Genomic DNA, 15,073 nt, shown 5'->3' on the forward strand with positions numbered 1-15,073 from the left:
TTGTGGTTTTCAGCTTGCAGCTGAGGGTGTTATGCCGGGTTTCGCCCCGGCAGGCGAGTCACTTTTTGTGTCGACAAAAAGTGACGGAAAAAACGACCCCGGGATCGTTCGAAAGCCCGCTGTTTTGACTCGCTTTTGAGGCACCGCCAAAACTCGACGGCTGCTAGCGTCAGCCGTCTCAAACAGTTGGCGGCTTAAAACCTCAAAACCGGCCAAAACAACGGCTCACTAAACGGGGGAGAAAAGCGCTGGCTTGGGGAATTGGTTTTTGGTTCGGATGCCTTTGGTTGGCAAAACTGAAATTTTGCAGAACTTATTGTTAGCCGTGTTTTTAGTTCCCAAAAAGTGCTTGGTGTTTTATCAAAGCTGATTTAACTTAGGTAAAAACAAGGTACTACAGTACCAAGGTTGCCAGAAAAGGATGTTTGGTACTTGAGTTTTATTTGGTTTCTATGCCATCAAAAATCCAGTTGACGACCATTTTCTTTGCTTTGCAACTTCAGAGTTATGGGGGGAAAATAGGAAGACTTGACCCTCAGCGAAGTAGCGAAGTAGCGAAGTATTTTGTTGTTTCACTCAAATATTCAGGTTATAACTTTATTTATAGTTCCATCGTGCTGTGCTTGCCGCGCTAGTTTATTAAAGCGTGGTCAGTTGCTCAGGCCGCGTTGGAAATCATAATATAAATAATTTTTATTAAATAGATGGATTGAAATTACCATATAATATAATTTTTATAAGGAAGTGGTTGCAATGAATACAGATATGGCTGGGTTTAATAAAAATCACGAAGAGGAATTTTTAATTTCTTTCCCCATAGCAAAAAAAGATTTGGGAAACTTTGTTTCAAACCTTCTAGGACAAAAACAATCCTTAGAAAGAACTTATCCTATTGATTTTGAGATGGATCACACCTGGCTGATTAACTTGCATGATTGTATAGAACAAAGGATTTCTCAACAATCTCATTCACAATTATTAAATTTCAGGGCCGTTATCTACTTTGACAATGGCGCTAAGAGAACTATTACAACATTCGAAAGTTTTCGTTCTTATATTGAAACAAAACCATTAATATCAATTGGTGTTAAAATTGTTTGGGAATATTTGGTGAGCTTCCCTAATAAATCTCATCCTGAGAAACAGCAAATATCACTTTCAGCTTATACGCATGCAGAGCGTAAAGAAAAGTTGAAGTCAATATTTGATATTATTTTTGACTCACGTCGAGACTCAAATGGTTCTTTTTTAAATATTCAAATAGATCACACAGAAAGAACTTGGGGCGATGACATAGAAAATATTATATCATCTAATGTTGATGAAGTTTGCATCAGAAAGACAATTAAATCGAAAATTATTAATATTTCAAGGGTGTTGTTTTTTTTAGGTTCTTTGTTGTCGGTGATTGTGCTCACTGTCTATTACTCAGCGGTAACTAATTATCATTTATCTCTATCTATAAGTGAAATGTATAATCCGCTAAAAAATGAGTCAGTTATAAGTTTAGATTTAATAAATAATAAACTTGACCTAATTTATGAGGCTGTGTCATCTTTTGAACAAAATAGGAATGATAAAGTTTTGTTGTCACTGCTTGGAGCTTTTTTTGTTCCAATAGCTCTTGTGTTCTTTTTGTTTTTCACAAGAAACACAACGAGATCATATGTTCTTCTCACCAAGAAAACGTATGATCTAAAGAGGGAAAATGACAACAAATCGAAGAGAAAGGTTGTAATTATTATCGTATCGTATTTGGCAAGTATATCAGCCGGCATTTTCGCTACATATGGTTTTAATTTTATAAACGGAATTTAATGAGCCGATAGAGTCAGGTCTTTTTCCAGCAAACCAACACCGTGAACTGCGCAGTGAGCATTTAAGAGTGAGCGCGGGAGGCGCGAACGGGCGAACGCAGTAGTTGCCGGTGGTGGTTCGTGCCCTGCCCGCCTAACCGCAGCTGTGCTAGGACAAGCCACTTAAACCTACCAGCGCCGTAGAGCCAAAAGGGTCAGGTCTTGTTTTTTGCCTTTGAGCTAAATTGCTATTTGGTACTCAAAGTCTGGCGTTTTACCTGAAAATGATTTAAATCTAGGCAAAACGCAAGACGTGCCCCCGATATGCAATACAAGACCTAGCCCCGATATGCGTGCTACCGAATGAAATTAGTAAATGAAGGCTGTTTCATTTGTGTCTTGCGGGTGCTTTTCTTTGGAAAAGAACGTTACATTAAAAGGATTTTCAATTAAGTATGAACGTTATTAATAAGTTATCTCCTACTGTTTTGCTCCTTGTCGTTGTTTATTTATTTTTTGCATATTACACACCTACAATTTCGTCGAAAGATACCGAGCCTACAAAATCCTCAAATCATGAGGAAATAGACCATAACAATACAGCCTTAGATAAAAATGATTCCCATAAAAACAAAAAAACTACAAATATAGTTTACCACCAAGGGGATAGCATTGATTTGGCAGATCTCAATAATTCCAAAAATGAAAATAATTTAGATGAGTTAATTGGTAGTTGGTCTCCGTATTTAGACAAGAATTCTGAGAAATATAAACACCTCTTGGATAAATACAAAGATTCAGAAGATAACGTAATTGTCGATGGCAACAATGCCTATATCGCAAACAAAATCAATGAAAATATTGAATTTGTGATAATAACAAAGAAATATAGAGATTTAACTATGCATGAACCACTTCATGTGCATGGCGCTCTTTTAGAGCAACTAAATAATTTGAAAGGGTATGGAGATTGGTCTTATAGGGCAGAGGTGACTGCAAGGAACATATTTTCAGAATATTTCAAACAAGGCAACTATTCAATCAATACAATACAGTGCCGTGAAAAGACATGTCTTATAGAGTTCAGTTTCAGCGATTTTAATTTTGCAGTTGACTTTGTAGACGAACTCAGAGCAAATCGAAATAAATGCCAATGTATACCCGCCGAAACTATTTGGCCTGATCTCAAACTGGCTGTACTTAAACTAGATTTGATATAACAAGCGCCATCAAAAATTTGCACATTGAGGGGCACCTTGCGAAGCTTCCTCGACTCGCAACAAGATGCTCGTGTTTTTGACGGGCATTATTTCTGCAATTTGCTCAAAACAAACACTACCCCCAAACCAACACCGGCGGCTGCGCAGTGAGCATTCAAGAGTGAGCGCGGGAGGCGCGAACGGGCGAACGGGCGAACGCAGTAGTTGCCGGTGGTGGTTCGTGCAGTACCGGCTTAACCGCAGCTGTGCCAGGACAAGCCACTTAACCAAACAGCGCAACACCATCACCCAACAGCAACAACACCAGCGCTGCCCTTATCCGGCAGCGCCAGCAAGAAACTTTATTGCCCGCCTATCCGGCCTTGCAGCTTTAACGGGAAACGGCCTTCGGCGTCGGGCTGACCGACAAACTGCATGGCCTGGTGTACTTCTTTGGGCATAGAGGCCGCTGGTTTGAGCGTGCCGGCTATCTGGTAACTGCCCTGTAATACATCGGCTTTTACCAATAAACCCAGTGGGTTATCGGCTTTGGTAGTTAAACTCAGGTTACCGTTGTCACAGCTCAGTGTGCTGTCGATGGCCTGTAAATCAATCCAGCCGGTGGGGGCTTTAAATTTGGCCTGTTGCCAGCTGGCGGTGCCAACAAGCTCAGTGCAATAAGGTTGACCTAAGTCAAACTGTTGTAAAGTCAGCACTATGGCGCCGCTGGCATCCACCGGCATCGGCAGTTGTAATTGCGACATGATAGGCGCCACCGGCAGGCGGATGGTGGATTGTTGCAAGCTGATTTGGCCAAGTCCCAGTTCGGCCTGAACCGCCAGATAAGGCAGACTGGCATCACGCAGGTTACCACCCTGCAGCTTCAGGCCAAGTTTGCCGCGCCATAACAAAGAAGGTTGCAGCTGCCAGCTTAATTGCGGCAGGTAAAAGGGTGCTTGTTGCACGCCGGCCACCTGACCTTGCCATAAAGTGCCGGTTACCGGGCCTAACTGCAGATCGGCCGGTAAAGTCACCAGTTTTAACCACAGACTGGCCGGTGTCAGCACCAGCATAAACAGCAGATAAGCCAGTAAACCCAGCAGCCACCACATCGATTTTTTCATCTACTACAACCTGTTTCCGGGGCGCCCACTGTTATTGGGCGCCACCTGCTTTGTGGCACCCGCTGTTTGCGGACACCCGTTGTTTATTTAATAAATGCCGTGCTGTTATTCCAGCACCATACGGCGTACCCGCACCTGGCCTGGTATGTCACTTCTGGCAATATCCAGCTGCACCAGAGTGACGCCCTGCTGATACTGCAACTCGTGCAGCCAGCGTAATAACTGATCAAAAGGCAAATCATTCAGCGACAACTGCAGCTGATCGTTTTGTGGTTGCATCCGGCTGACCTGCACCTGATAACGGCCGGCGGTTTGTGACACCACATCCGTCAGGCTGCCCTGAGTTTTTGGGCTGACCGCAGAGCTCCCCAGCCTGGGCAACTGGTTTTGCAGCCATTGTAATTGTTCGGCCGCACCTTTGGCCGCCAGCTGCTGATCAATACGCGCCTGATGCAGCGGCTGCCAAATCAGGCCGTAAAATAGGGCGATCACAACCACCACCCCAGCACCTGTTAACAGCTGCTGCTCACGTTGTTGCAAAGACGCCCACCAGAGTTGAAATTGTTTCATGCTTTGCTCCGCATCGTGATGGTGCCCTGCACTTTACCGGCAATATTACTCAGTGCGCCTTGTTCCACGGTAAAACCCTGTTGTTGTAACTGGGTTTTTAACTGCTCAAAACTCTGAAAACCATCGGCAGTGGCCTGAAACCTCAGTTCCGCTTTTTTGCTGTCATACCGCAGGTTATCCAGACTTAAGCCAGGTTGTTGCGCCAACAGCGGCTGTAACTGCAATAACAAACCGGCCAGACTCTGGTTCGGGTCGCCGCCACCTGTGGCCGCCAATTTACGCTCTACCTGGCGTTTTAAGTTCACAATACGCTCGTTCGGGTATTTGCTTTTATACAGTTCTGTTGCCGCCATCCGGGCGTTGTTGGCAGCACGCTGATACTGCCAGCCTTCGATGGCCACCGTCAGCAGATACACCACCAGCACAGCAGAAGTTAACAGCGCAGTGCTGCGCCACTGCTGCCAGTATTTGTTTTGTGGTTTTTTCGGGGCGTATTCACCCTGCAGCAGGGTAAAAGACGTTTTGCCAAGCTGGCGCGCCAACAACGCCAATGGTAACTCAGCCGGTGCCAGCTGGTGTGGTTGTAACACAGTTTCTGGCCAGGGGCTGTAGCTCAGCACCAACGGCAGTTCCAGCAGCGCCAGATAATCCGGCCACCAGCTGCTGTCAATACAACTTAATTGCCAGGGGCCTTGTTTTAATAACCATTGGCCCGACAGTTCAATAGCCACTGGTACTTCTGCATCCGGCAACAACAGAGCGTCGGGTAACATGCGCTGCACTAAAAAACCGGCTTGCTGCAAAACATCCAGCCATTGTTCCAGCATGGCGCGGCGTACCACTGCCACCTGCTGACTATACTGGCCGTCCTGTTGCAAGGTCTGGCCGTTAATCAACAGCAGCTGTTCAATATCTTCGGCCTGATCTTCTTCCAGCATAAAAGGCAGCGCCTGCAATAGCTGACGGTTCGGTTTGCCAGGCAGCGGCACTGTTTTAAGTACCACGTCACAAGCCGGCACCAAAGCCACCACAGGGCGGGCACCCAAACGTTCGGCCAAAGTCGGCAATTCTGCTGCCGTGGTTAAACGGCCGCTGGCAATAATTTCTTCCGTCAGCGCCGACCACACCAGCCAGTCCACCGGTGCGCTGGCGACACTGCCAAGCCGGATTATCAGTTGTTCATTCACCCTGGGCCTCCAAAGCGCCGAGCGACCACTTGTACTGCTTGATTGTCATCAACTTTAAATACCGAGGTCAATTTAAAACTGCTGTCTGCCAACTGTACTGTCAGCTCAGCCTGGAAAAAACGCGATTTCACACTAAACATGGTTTTGACATCGTCCGGTATCACCAGCCCGCTGAACTGACTGCTGGCCCAAAACTGGTCCAGACTATCAAAACCTTTTTCTGGCCTGCCGGCAATCAGCGACTGCGCATCATCCAGCGCCAGCCCAGGGATCATGCCTGCAAGCACAGCCGCCTGCGCTTCGGTCACGGTATTTACATTCAACTGCAACAACGACTGCTGCGGAATAACACAGACCAAAGGCGCCACCAGCGCATAATCGGCCGGTGTCACATCCAGAATTTGCCGCAGCTCCGACTTACTGACCATCAGGCTGTTGGCGCTGTAATACGGAAACTCCAGCGCGGCGTAGTCGTTTTCTTCAGCACCGCCAGCACTTTGCAGCTGGTTGTCGGCATCCAGCCAGTCGGTCAGCCGCGCCACCAGATATTCAGCCGGCATCGTCAAATCGCTGGCTGACTGTTCCAGCAGCCTTTGCATCGCCTGCTGCGCCGGTGTGGCTTGTTGCCCTGTTCTGTTGTTGCGTGAGGCCAGCTGCGGATTATTCTGGTTCTGCTGCGGGTTATTATCAGCCGCGCCGTTTTGGCCTTCGCCGTTCGCGTTTTGTTCGCCTTCTCTGTTGCGTTCAGCGTCGCTGTTACGGCCATTCTGCCCTGAGCCATTTTTGGCCGGCAACTGTAGCGCATTCAAGTTAAAACAACCTTGTAAGTCAGTTATTTTGCCGCTGATACTGCCCTGCTCCACTGGAAAAGTGGCGCCTTCAGCCGCCCAGGGCTGGCTTAAATTCACGGTTTCTTTGCCGGCAATAGAGGTTTTCAGCAACTGCCGGCTGAATTCTTCAGCGCCCAATGCCAACCACAAGGCTTGCTGGCGCTCCATCAGATTCAGCTGACGCTGTAACTGCAGCTGCAACCGGCCACTCATACTAACGGCAATCACTACCACCAGCGCCACCACCATCATCACGGCGATGAGCGCCACACCGCTTTGCCGCCGCACGCCGCTGCTGCGTTGTATCATGATGCACGGCTTTGGCCTGGTGTTTAATCTGGCCATCATTGGGTCAGTCCGGCCGGTAAAGTAAAAATACGTTCAAGCTCCCCGGTATTTTGCTGAGTAATCACCATTCGCAGCGCTTTGGGCATGGTTTCCTGCATCCAGCTGTCCTGCCAGATCCCTTCCTGATCCAGATAAGTCAGTTTAAAACTGTCGATTTCCTCTAACAGCACCTGCACCTGAGGTTCGGTGCCAGTTACCGCATCCGGATACAAATAAAACAGCCGCTCCAGTTTATTTTCTTTTAAGCGGTAACCCACCAGCTGCACTTCACTGCGCGGCAATACCATGCCAGGGTTGGTCCAGCCGGCATGGCTGAATGACAGGCCGTCGTCGTCACTTTCCAGCCAGTTAGGCGCACCGCCCATCATCACCTTGCTTGGCGCTTCACCACTGACGCGGATCTGCCTTGGGGTAATTTGCCAAAGGTCGCGCTCCATTAACATCATCACCTGTTGTAACTTTTGCAGCCTGGCCAAAGCAGCCTGTGACGCCGTGTCGCTGCGGGTGACACTGTCGAGCACTGCCACAGACGCCAAGCCCACCAGCGCAAAAATGGCGGTGGCCAGCAGCATTTCAATAAAAGTAAAACCACGCTGGCCTGCCAGCTGCTGCCTGATCATTCTTTGGCAAGCTCAGGTTTAGCGACAAAAGTCTGCAGGCTGTAAATTACCCGATCCGGCTCTTCTGCCGGGCTGACACTGACTTTGAGCTGGCGAAAATTGGCATCGGCGGTTTCCAGGCTGCTTTGTTGCCACAGCCAGGTCCGGTTGGCCATTTTCACTTCACCCTGTTTTTTTGCTTCCGGCGGCCACTTTTGTTCCAATCTGTTCAGCTGTAACTGATTTTCGGCAATAAAACTGGCCAAAGTCATTTCTTCCAGCTGAGTCACAGCGCGGATATGTTCTGTGGTAGCCCGCATCACAGCAACACCGGCAATGGCAAAAATGGCCATAGCCACCAACAGCTCAATCAGGGTAAAACCCTGTTGTGTTGCACTGTGGCATTTTTGGCCAACTGGCTCGGTTTTGCCATAGGGTTTGACCAAGCCGGTGCGTTGCAGCAGTGCTGACTTAGCGGTCAAGTTCCACCTCACCACGCTCCAGCGGAATACTAAACACCGCTTTAAGTTGTTGCCGCCAGGCCGGGTTTTCACTTTGTTCTTTAAGCGTCAGCAAAAAGGGCGTGATTTCACCGGACGACAAAATAAAAATTTGTGGTTGTGCCGGGTCCCCTTGTTTACGCGGTTCGGTCACAAAACCAGTCCGAAGGGGAGCCTGCGTTTTTTTATTTGGGTCTTTGCTGTCTTCCAGTTCTTTGTCGCGTTTTTTGGCCGCGTCCAGCTCATCAAAACTGTTTTCTTCAAACAGTTTGTCTTCTTCCTGCCATTCAACCTGACTGAGCAAATTACCTTCGCTCCATTCCAGGCCTTCCAGTTCCAGCTCAAACTCTATCCCTTCGGCAAACTTGTAACTTCGCAGGGCTTTAGGCTCGCGGATGCTGTGCCACTTTTCGTCTTTAAACAACATAAAACGATAGCCTTCATCATCCAGATACAAACCCAGCTCCTGCTGTTTCAGCATGGCAGTTTCAGACGCCAGCTGAATCAGCAGCTGCAGCTGCTCTGTTTGTTTGGCCAGCTTTTTATCCCGGCTTTCGCCGGTAAAACTAATGACCACAGAGGCCGCCAACAGTCCAATCAGCAGGATCACTAACAGGATTTCAACCAGGGTAAAACCCGGTGTCAGCGGCTTTTGTTTCATTAGTTCTGTTGATCGGCGCTGTCGCCGTCCAGGTTCCAGTTACCAATGTCGTCTTCAGTACCGGCGGTACGGTCCGGCCCCATCGAATACACGTCAATTTTGCCCATTTCGCCGGGGCTTGCCAGCTGATATTCACCATCCCATGGATCTTTTGGCAGGCGTTTGACAAAACCACCTTCAGGGAAAGAACGTGGCACAGGCTCAGTGGTTGCCTGAGTCACTAATGCCTGCAACCCCTGCTCAGTGGTTGGGTAAAAACCGTTGTTGAGCTTGTATAAATCCAGCGCGTTTTCCAGCTGCTGAATATCCACCACCACTTTTTGCTGGTCGGCTTTTTCTTTATTTCCCATCAGGTTAGGCACCACCATACTGGCAATAATACCCAGGATGACAATCACCACCATCACTTCCAACAGGGTAAAACCACGTTGTTGTTGCATCTTTCTAACCCCCTCCGACTAAATTATTTAACGCTAAAATTGGCTGCAAAATCGCCAATACAATAAACAGCACCATGCCGGCCATCACCGACACCAGCACAGGTTCAAATACCTTCAGTGACACTGTCACCAAAGTTTCAAATTCACGATCCTGAGTATTGGCGGCGCGCTCCAGCATGCCGTCAAGCTGCCCGCTTTTTTCACCACTGGCAATCATATGAAGCATCATAGGTGGGAACAGTTTGGTTTGATCCAAAGCTGCTCTGAGCGACGTGCCTTCACGCACCCTCAAGGTGGCTTCGCCAATCGCTTGTTTCATATAGGTATTGTCCAGCACGTCAGCGCTAATGCGCATCGCCTCCAATAAAGGCACGGCGCTGGCATTTAAAATACTTAGAGTGCGGGCAAAACGGGCTGTGTTCAGGCCACGACTGACTTTGCCGAGCATACCGGCTTTGAGCAACATCCGGTCGTACTTCAACCGCAGCGCAGGTTTAAGCAAGGCCTTTTTCAGTGCCACCACCGCCAGCAACAAAGCCAGCAGCACAAAGATGCCGTAAGAGCGGATAAAGTCGCTGGCCGCGATTAAAAACAAGGTAGCGCCCGGCAGGCTCTGCCCCATATGCTCAAACTGATCGACAATTTTTGGCACCACGGCTGCCAGCAAGATGCTAATCACCGCTATGGCAAAAAAGGTCAAAATGGCCGGATACAACAGCGCCTGCATTATCTGGCTGCGCATATGCTGACGCTGCTCTGTGTAGTCGGCTAAACGGTTGAGCACTGCATCCAGATGACCGGATTTTTCACCGGCTGCCACCATAGAGCGGTACAAATGATCAAACACATGCGGAAACTCGGCCAAACCTTCGGCCAGGCTGTAACCTTCCACCACTTTGGAACGCACAGTCATCATCATGCTCTGCAAACGCGGTTTTTCACATTGCTCCGCCACCGCCTGCAGCGCGTTTTCAATTGGCAGCGCTGCTTCGACTAAAGTGGCGATCTGACGGGTGATCAAAGCTAAATCGCTGGCGCTGATGCCACTTTGAAACCACTTTTTGCCGCTGGCCAGCATTTTTTCCTGCTGCGATGCCAGCTCCAGACTCAGCGGTGTTAACTTTTGCTCACGCAATAGCTGGCGGGCGTGACGGGCATTATCTGCCTCCATCACTCCTTTGCTTTTGCGGCCTCTGGCGTCAAGCGCCTGATATTCAAATGCCGCCACTATGCATCCTCACGGGTGACCCGCAGCACTTCTTCCAGTGTGGTATGGCCTGCCAATACTTTGGAAAAACCGTCCTGACGAATGCTCGGGCTTTGGCTTCTGACATATTTTTCAATGGCTTGTTCGCCTTTACCGTTGTGAATCAGCTCACGGCAATGTTCATCCACCACGATGAGTTCATGAATACCGGTCCGGCCGCGATAGCCGGTCTGGTTGCATTGTTCACAACCCACAGCACGGAAAATCTGCTGACCGTCTTTTTTACTGATGCCAAGCAAGGCCCGCTCTTCTTTGTCGGGTTCGTGTGCTTCTTTACAATGCGGGCACAGGGTACGCACCAGCCGCTGCGCTAACACGCCGAGTAAACTGGAAGATAATAAAAAGGGTTCAACACCCATATCTTCCAACCTTGTAATAGCGCCTGACGCTGTATTGGTGTGCAATGTGCTGAGTACTAAGTGACCGGTGAGACTTGCCTGCACCGCAATTTGCGCGGTTTCTAAGTCGCGGATTTCACCGACCATCACTACGTCAGGGTCTTGCCGCAAAATAGCCCTCAGGCCACGGGCGAAGGTCATGTTCACCTTGGTATTGACCTGAGTCTGGCCTATGCCTTCCAGCTCGTATTCAATGGGGTCTTCGACGGTCAGAATGTTGCGATCTTTGGTGTTAATGTCGGTAAGGCCGGCATACAAAGTAGTGGACTTACCCGAACCTGTAGGGCCTGTGACCAGAATGATACCGTGCGGTTTTAAAATCAGTTTGGCAAAACTGTCCTGCACTGATGGTGTCATGCCCAAATCAGCCAGGTTCAGATGTGAATTGTTTTTGTCCAGTAACCGTAATACCACCCGCTCACCGTGGCTGGATGGCATGGTTGACACCCGCACGTCTACGGCCCGGCCAGCAATACGCAAACTGATACGGCCATCCTGTGGCACGCGTTTTTCGGCGATATCCAGTTTCGCCATAACCTTAATGCGCGACACCAGCAAACTGGATAACTTGCGGTTGGGCCTGAGCATTTCACGTAAAATGCCGTCGATGCGAAACCGCACCACCAGCGCTTTTTCAAAAGTTTCAACGTGAATATCGGAGGCACCCAGTTTAATAGCTTCACCCAGCATGGCGTTGATTAGCTTAATAATGGGCGCGTCGTCTTCGTTTTCTAATAAGTCTTCAGTTTCCGGAATTTCATCGGCCAAAGACGCCAGATTCACCTCGTTGCCAATGTCCTGCATAATTTGTTGCGCTTCGCTGGAGTCGCGCTGATAGGCCGCTTCCAGCATGGCTTCAAATTCTACGGTACTGAGTTTTTGTACCACAAAAGGCAACGACAGCACCCGCCGAACTTCCAGCATGGCAGCGGCATTGGTATTAGGGTTGATCAGCAACAACCAACCATCGCCCTGCGGTTGCAGCAACACACCATGACGCTTGGCAAAACCAAAAGGCAAACGAACCCGGCTTGGGCTCACGGCCTCCAGTTCAACACCGGCCATTTAGTTTTGCTCCTCTGCGGCGTCCGGCTGTTTCAGTGGATCAATAGCGTCCAGTTTTTGCTGAATTTCCGGTGGCAATTCACGGTCCTGACCCCACACCGGCATTTGTGGTTTGTCGGTGTTTGGCATCAGCTTAATGCCGTCATCCTGGGCACTGAGCTGTTGGGCACGCATATAGTTGTATTTGCGCTGGCTGACTTCATTCATCACACCACCTTCCCGCATAATGGTGGGGCGGATAAATACCATCAGGTTGCGTTTTTTCTTCTCAGATTTATTCGAGCGGAATAACTGGCCAATCAGCGGAATATCGCCAAGCAAAGGAACCTTGGACTCACTTTCCTGCACGTCTTCGTCAATCAGACCACCCAGCACCACAGTAGCGCCATCTTCGGCCATCACAGTGGTTTTAATTTCCCTTTTACTGACAATAGGGTTGCCTTCAATTTCACCGGCACGGCCTGACACTTCCTGCTCTATGGTCAGTTTTACCGCATTACCTTCGTTAATTTGTGGGGTCACTTTGAGCTTGATACCAATTTCCAGCCGATCCAGCGTGGTAAAGGGGTTGGTGCCGCCTTGTCCTGGGCTGGTGGTGGTTTTAATCGGAATTTCTTCACCGACAATAAAATAAGATTCCTGGTTATCCAGGGTGGTGAGGTGAGGTGTTGCCAGAATATTGGAATTACTGTCGCTGGAAACGGCTTGTAAAATCGCGCCCCAGTCGTTTTTGATAATGCCAAGCATAGCGCCATTCAGGCCACCCAAAGCTTCACCCAGTTTGCTGTAATCACCAGGTGTCGCCGGATCCTGTACTGTGGTGCTTGGCACCCCAGGGATAGTGGATTGCACCACGCGTGGCGGTGGTGTGATCTTACGTGCTGCGGCAGCACCTGCAGCAACAGAAGTCACAGGCACACCACTATTGGTAAATTGCTGGATACCACCTTCAGCGCTGATCCACTGCACCCCCAGGTTAATACCTGAAGTCTCGCCAATTTCCACAATAATGGCTTCAACCAGTACCTGAGCACGGCGCACGTCAATCTGGCGGATCACATCTTCCAGGCTTCTGAGCATATCCGGCTGGGCTGTCACCACTATTGAGTTACTTTCGGTGTGGCTTTCAATACTGACATCACCCCGGCTGCTGCCGCGCGCTGCACCCTGACCTGCCGCCTGACCTGCGTTTTGGCCGGCAGCTGCTGCCACCATCGAATTACTAACACCCTGCAGCACTTTGACTAAGTCTTCGGCTTTGGCATATTTCAGGTAATACACTCTGGTATTGCCCTGATTTTCCTGCTGCGCGTCCAGACGTTTGACAATTTCGGCCACCCGCTGGCGTGCCTGTAATTCGCCTGAAACAATGACACTGTTGGTGCGCTCGTCAGCAACAATTTTTGGAATTAAAAACTCAGGCTGGTCGCCTTGCCCTTGTTTTTTATAGATATTGTCCAGAATGCGCACCACTTCACCGGCGGAGGCAAAACTGAGTTTAATAATTTCAATATCCTGGTTACCGGCTTTGTCCACCCGCTGGATAATGTCGACCAGACGATTGACCACTTCGGCCTGGCCCGTCATCATAATGACGTTGGACGGGTCATAGTTCACCACATGGCCACCACCGGCCTGGTCGGTAAACTGGCGTAACAAAGGTGCTAATTCACGCACTGACACGTTTTTCACCTGCACTACGCGGGTCACCATTTCATCGCCAATACCGCCGTTGGAGTCGCCCACCACCGGAATATTTGACATTTTGGCGTCTTTTTGCCGCACAACTTTCAGTACACCACTTTTCATCTCCACCACTGAGAAGTCGTACACTTCCAGCACGTTCAGGAAAAACTGGTAATACTGCTGTTCATTCAGCATTTCATAAGAGCGCACATTAATGCGGCCACGCACCTGTGGGTCGACAATAATGGTTTTGTTCAGGTTTTTGCCGACAATATTAATAAACTCATTAATTTCAGTGCCTTTAAAATTGGGCTGATATTCAACCGCAGCACTGAAAAAGCTCAGCAGGGCCAGCGCACCTGCGCCCAGCCACGACAACAAAGCCGGACGACGGATAGACTTTAAATTCATTGGGTGTGAACCATTATTAGCTGATTGTTATTGTGACAGACTAAACAAAACATCTTTAATCTCACCGTCACGTTCCACTTTAATCGAGGCTTCTTTGGCCTCACGTAATTCGTTGATCAGGCCATAAGCCTGTTGCATATCGTTCAGCCGCACGCCGTTAATTTCGATGGCTACGTCGTTGGGCATCAGACCCATGCGGGCAAATAATTCCGGATCTTTGCCTGGTGTTAAGGCATACCCATACATCTGGCCATTACGATGGCGCGGTGTGATCCGAATATAATCAAAAAGTTTGGCAGGTTCGGCCAGCATCTCGCGGCGCATGGCAGCAATATCCTGCTGCGCCGGGCCATATTCCATCGGCTCTGGCATGGCCTGTACTTCCTGGATACCTTCGTTAAAAGCAGCGTTTTCAGCACTGAGCTGCTGATACTCCAGACCATCCAGCATCAGGGTTTCAAAACGACCTGACACCTGCAACAACACTCTGTCTTCCAACACCTGTTTTAAGCTGGCATTGGTACCTTCAATTTGTTCATCCACAGCATAAACCTGCTCAACACCGTTACTTTCAATAATAGCGGTGCCTTGCTCCGGCTTATTTTTGGTGGCCACCACACCAGTCAGTTTTAAATTCAGACTGGTTTTAGGTGCATCCGTTGGGTTAGGTGCTGGCGCGACCACCGGCTCTTCGGCTTTGGCCTGGTACTGGCCAAATAAATGGGCGGCCAAAAGGGGTTCAATAGTGACAGATTGGGCGTTTGTGTTCTCTGCTGTACTCACGGCCTGCAGCGGCGCTGCAGTTTCAGTTGGCCACAACATCCAGCTCAGTCTGGCGGCCAGCCAGGCCAACAGCAGTACCAGCACCAGAGTACACAGCAAATTCAGCTGTTTGACCGGCAACCGCTGGTAAAGGCGTATCAGCTCAGCAGGAAGTTCATGTCGGGAGAGAGAGGGCCAATTCATCTTTTTCTAATTCTTTTTTTAACCAA

At 49.2% G+C, this 15,073-nt stretch carries 14 protein-coding genes; 2 read left to right on the forward strand and 12 right to left on the reverse strand.

Going from position 1 to position 15,073, the window contains the following annotated elements; all coding sequences use genetic code 11:
- Positions 1–753: 753 nt before the first annotated feature.
- The gene (locus V7P87_RS08695; protein ID WP_333797086.1) at positions 754–1,818 is read left to right on the forward strand and encodes a hypothetical protein; all 1,065 of its coding nucleotides are present in this window, start codon (positions 754–756) and stop codon (positions 1,816–1,818) included.
- Positions 1,819–2,251: 433 nt separating this feature from the next.
- Positions 2,252–3,016: a hypothetical protein gene (locus tag V7P87_RS08700; protein WP_333797087.1), complete on the forward strand. Its 765-nt coding sequence runs from the start codon at positions 2,252–2,254 to the stop codon at positions 3,014–3,016.
- A gap of 341 nt (positions 3,017–3,357) precedes the next feature.
- Here V7P87_RS08700 and V7P87_RS08705 read toward each other — a convergent pair whose 3' ends face one another.
- The 12 genes from V7P87_RS08705 to gspC all read right to left on the reverse strand — a co-directional run bounded on the left by V7P87_RS08705 (position 3,358) and on the right by gspC (position 15,047).
- Positions 3,358–4,119 carry a type II secretion system protein N gene (locus tag V7P87_RS08705; protein ID WP_333797088.1) on the reverse strand — a complete coding sequence of 254 codons (762 nt, stop codon included), beginning with the start codon at positions 4,117–4,119 and terminating at the stop codon, positions 3,358–3,360.
- Positions 4,120–4,224: 105 nt separating this feature from the next.
- Positions 4,225–4,689 (reverse strand): type II secretion system protein M, encoded by a 465-nt coding sequence (locus V7P87_RS08710; protein ID WP_333797089.1) that lies wholly within the window; start codon positions 4,687–4,689, stop codon positions 4,225–4,227.
- Entirely contained in the window at positions 4,686–5,876 is a 1,191-nt protein-coding gene (gene gspL / locus V7P87_RS08715; protein WP_333797090.1) for a type II secretion system protein GspL, read from the reverse strand. Before gspL ends, V7P87_RS08710 begins: the two co-directional genes overlap by 4 nt.
- Complete coding sequence (gspK, locus tag V7P87_RS08720) at positions 5,873–7,015, reverse strand: type II secretion system minor pseudopilin GspK (protein ID WP_333797091.1); 1,143 nt, start codon at positions 7,013–7,015, stop codon at positions 5,873–5,875. Before gspK ends, gspL begins: the two co-directional genes overlap by 4 nt.
- Before the next feature lie 35 nt (positions 7,016–7,050).
- Positions 7,051–7,674, reverse strand: a complete 624-nt coding sequence (gene gspJ, locus V7P87_RS08725; protein WP_333797092.1) for a type II secretion system minor pseudopilin GspJ — start codon at positions 7,672–7,674, stop codon at positions 7,051–7,053.
- Entirely contained in the window at positions 7,671–8,135 is a 465-nt protein-coding gene (gene gspI, locus V7P87_RS08730) for a type II secretion system minor pseudopilin GspI (RefSeq protein WP_333797093.1), read from the reverse strand. The genes gspJ and gspI overlap by 4 nt, the downstream gene beginning before the upstream one ends.
- Positions 8,125–8,814 (reverse strand): prepilin-type N-terminal cleavage/methylation domain-containing protein, encoded by a 690-nt coding sequence (locus V7P87_RS08735; protein ID WP_296298008.1) that lies wholly within the window; start codon positions 8,812–8,814, stop codon positions 8,125–8,127. The genes gspI and V7P87_RS08735 overlap by 11 nt, the downstream gene beginning before the upstream one ends.
- On the reverse strand, positions 8,814–9,254 hold the full coding sequence (gspG, locus tag V7P87_RS08740; RefSeq protein WP_260658398.1) for a type II secretion system major pseudopilin GspG: 441 nt from the start codon (positions 9,252–9,254) through the stop codon (positions 8,814–8,816). The genes V7P87_RS08735 and gspG overlap by 1 nt, the downstream gene beginning before the upstream one ends.
- Before the next feature lie 4 nt (positions 9,255–9,258).
- On the reverse strand, positions 9,259–10,482 hold the full coding sequence (gspF, locus tag V7P87_RS08745; RefSeq protein ID WP_296298010.1) for a type II secretion system inner membrane protein GspF: 1,224 nt from the start codon (positions 10,480–10,482) through the stop codon (positions 9,259–9,261).
- Positions 10,482–11,984 carry a type II secretion system ATPase GspE gene (gspE, locus tag V7P87_RS08750; protein WP_333797094.1) on the reverse strand — a complete coding sequence of 501 codons (1,503 nt, stop codon included), beginning with the start codon at positions 11,982–11,984 and terminating at the stop codon, positions 10,482–10,484. The genes gspF and gspE overlap by 1 nt, the downstream gene beginning before the upstream one ends.
- The gene (gene gspD, locus V7P87_RS08755) at positions 11,985–14,081 is read right to left on the reverse strand and encodes a type II secretion system secretin GspD (RefSeq protein WP_333797095.1); all 2,097 of its coding nucleotides are present in this window, start codon (positions 14,079–14,081) and stop codon (positions 11,985–11,987) included.
- Positions 14,082–14,108: 27 nt separating this feature from the next.
- Complete coding sequence (gspC, locus tag V7P87_RS08760; protein WP_333797096.1) at positions 14,109–15,047, reverse strand: type II secretion system protein GspC; 939 nt, start codon at positions 15,045–15,047, stop codon at positions 14,109–14,111.
- Positions 15,048–15,073 lie beyond the last annotated feature (26 nt).

Origin of the sequence: Rheinheimera sp. (assembly GCF_036782235.1) — a bacterium.
In the GTDB taxonomy this organism is placed as follows: domain Bacteria; phylum Pseudomonadota; class Gammaproteobacteria; order Enterobacterales; family Alteromonadaceae; genus Pararheinheimera.

Excerpts from the sequence above, each read along its gene's own strand:
- gspD (WP_333797095.1), bottom strand. The coding sequence starts at position 14,081 with ATGAATTTAAAGTCTATCCGTCGTCCGGCTTTGTTGTCGTGGCTGGGC.
- V7P87_RS08700 (WP_333797087.1), top strand. The coding sequence starts at position 2,252 with ATGAACGTTATTAATAAGTTATCTCCTACTGTTTTGCTCCTTGTCGTT.
- V7P87_RS08735 (WP_296298008.1), bottom strand. The coding sequence starts at position 8,814 with ATGAAACAAAAGCCGCTGACACCGGGTTTTACCCTGGTTGAAATCCTG.
- V7P87_RS08710 (WP_333797089.1), bottom strand. The coding sequence starts at position 4,689 with ATGAAACAATTTCAACTCTGGTGGGCGTCTTTGCAACAACGTGAGCAG.
- V7P87_RS08705 (WP_333797088.1), bottom strand. The coding sequence starts at position 4,119 with ATGAAAAAATCGATGTGGTGGCTGCTGGGTTTACTGGCTTATCTGCTG.
- gspG (WP_260658398.1), bottom strand. The coding sequence starts at position 9,254 with ATGCAACAACAACGTGGTTTTACCCTGTTGGAAGTGATGGTGGTGATT.
- V7P87_RS08695 (WP_333797086.1), top strand. The coding sequence starts at position 754 with ATGAATACAGATATGGCTGGGTTTAATAAAAATCACGAAGAGGAATTT.
- gspJ (WP_333797092.1), bottom strand. The coding sequence starts at position 7,674 with ATGATCAGGCAGCAGCTGGCAGGCCAGCGTGGTTTTACTTTTATTGAA.
- gspC (WP_333797096.1), bottom strand. The coding sequence starts at position 15,047 with ATGAATTGGCCCTCTCTCTCCCGACATGAACTTCCTGCTGAGCTGATA.
- gspE (WP_333797094.1), bottom strand. The coding sequence starts at position 11,984 with ATGGCCGGTGTTGAACTGGAGGCCGTGAGCCCAAGCCGGGTTCGTTTG.
- gspK (WP_333797091.1), bottom strand. The coding sequence starts at position 7,015 with ATGATACAACGCAGCAGCGGCGTGCGGCGGCAAAGCGGTGTGGCGCTC.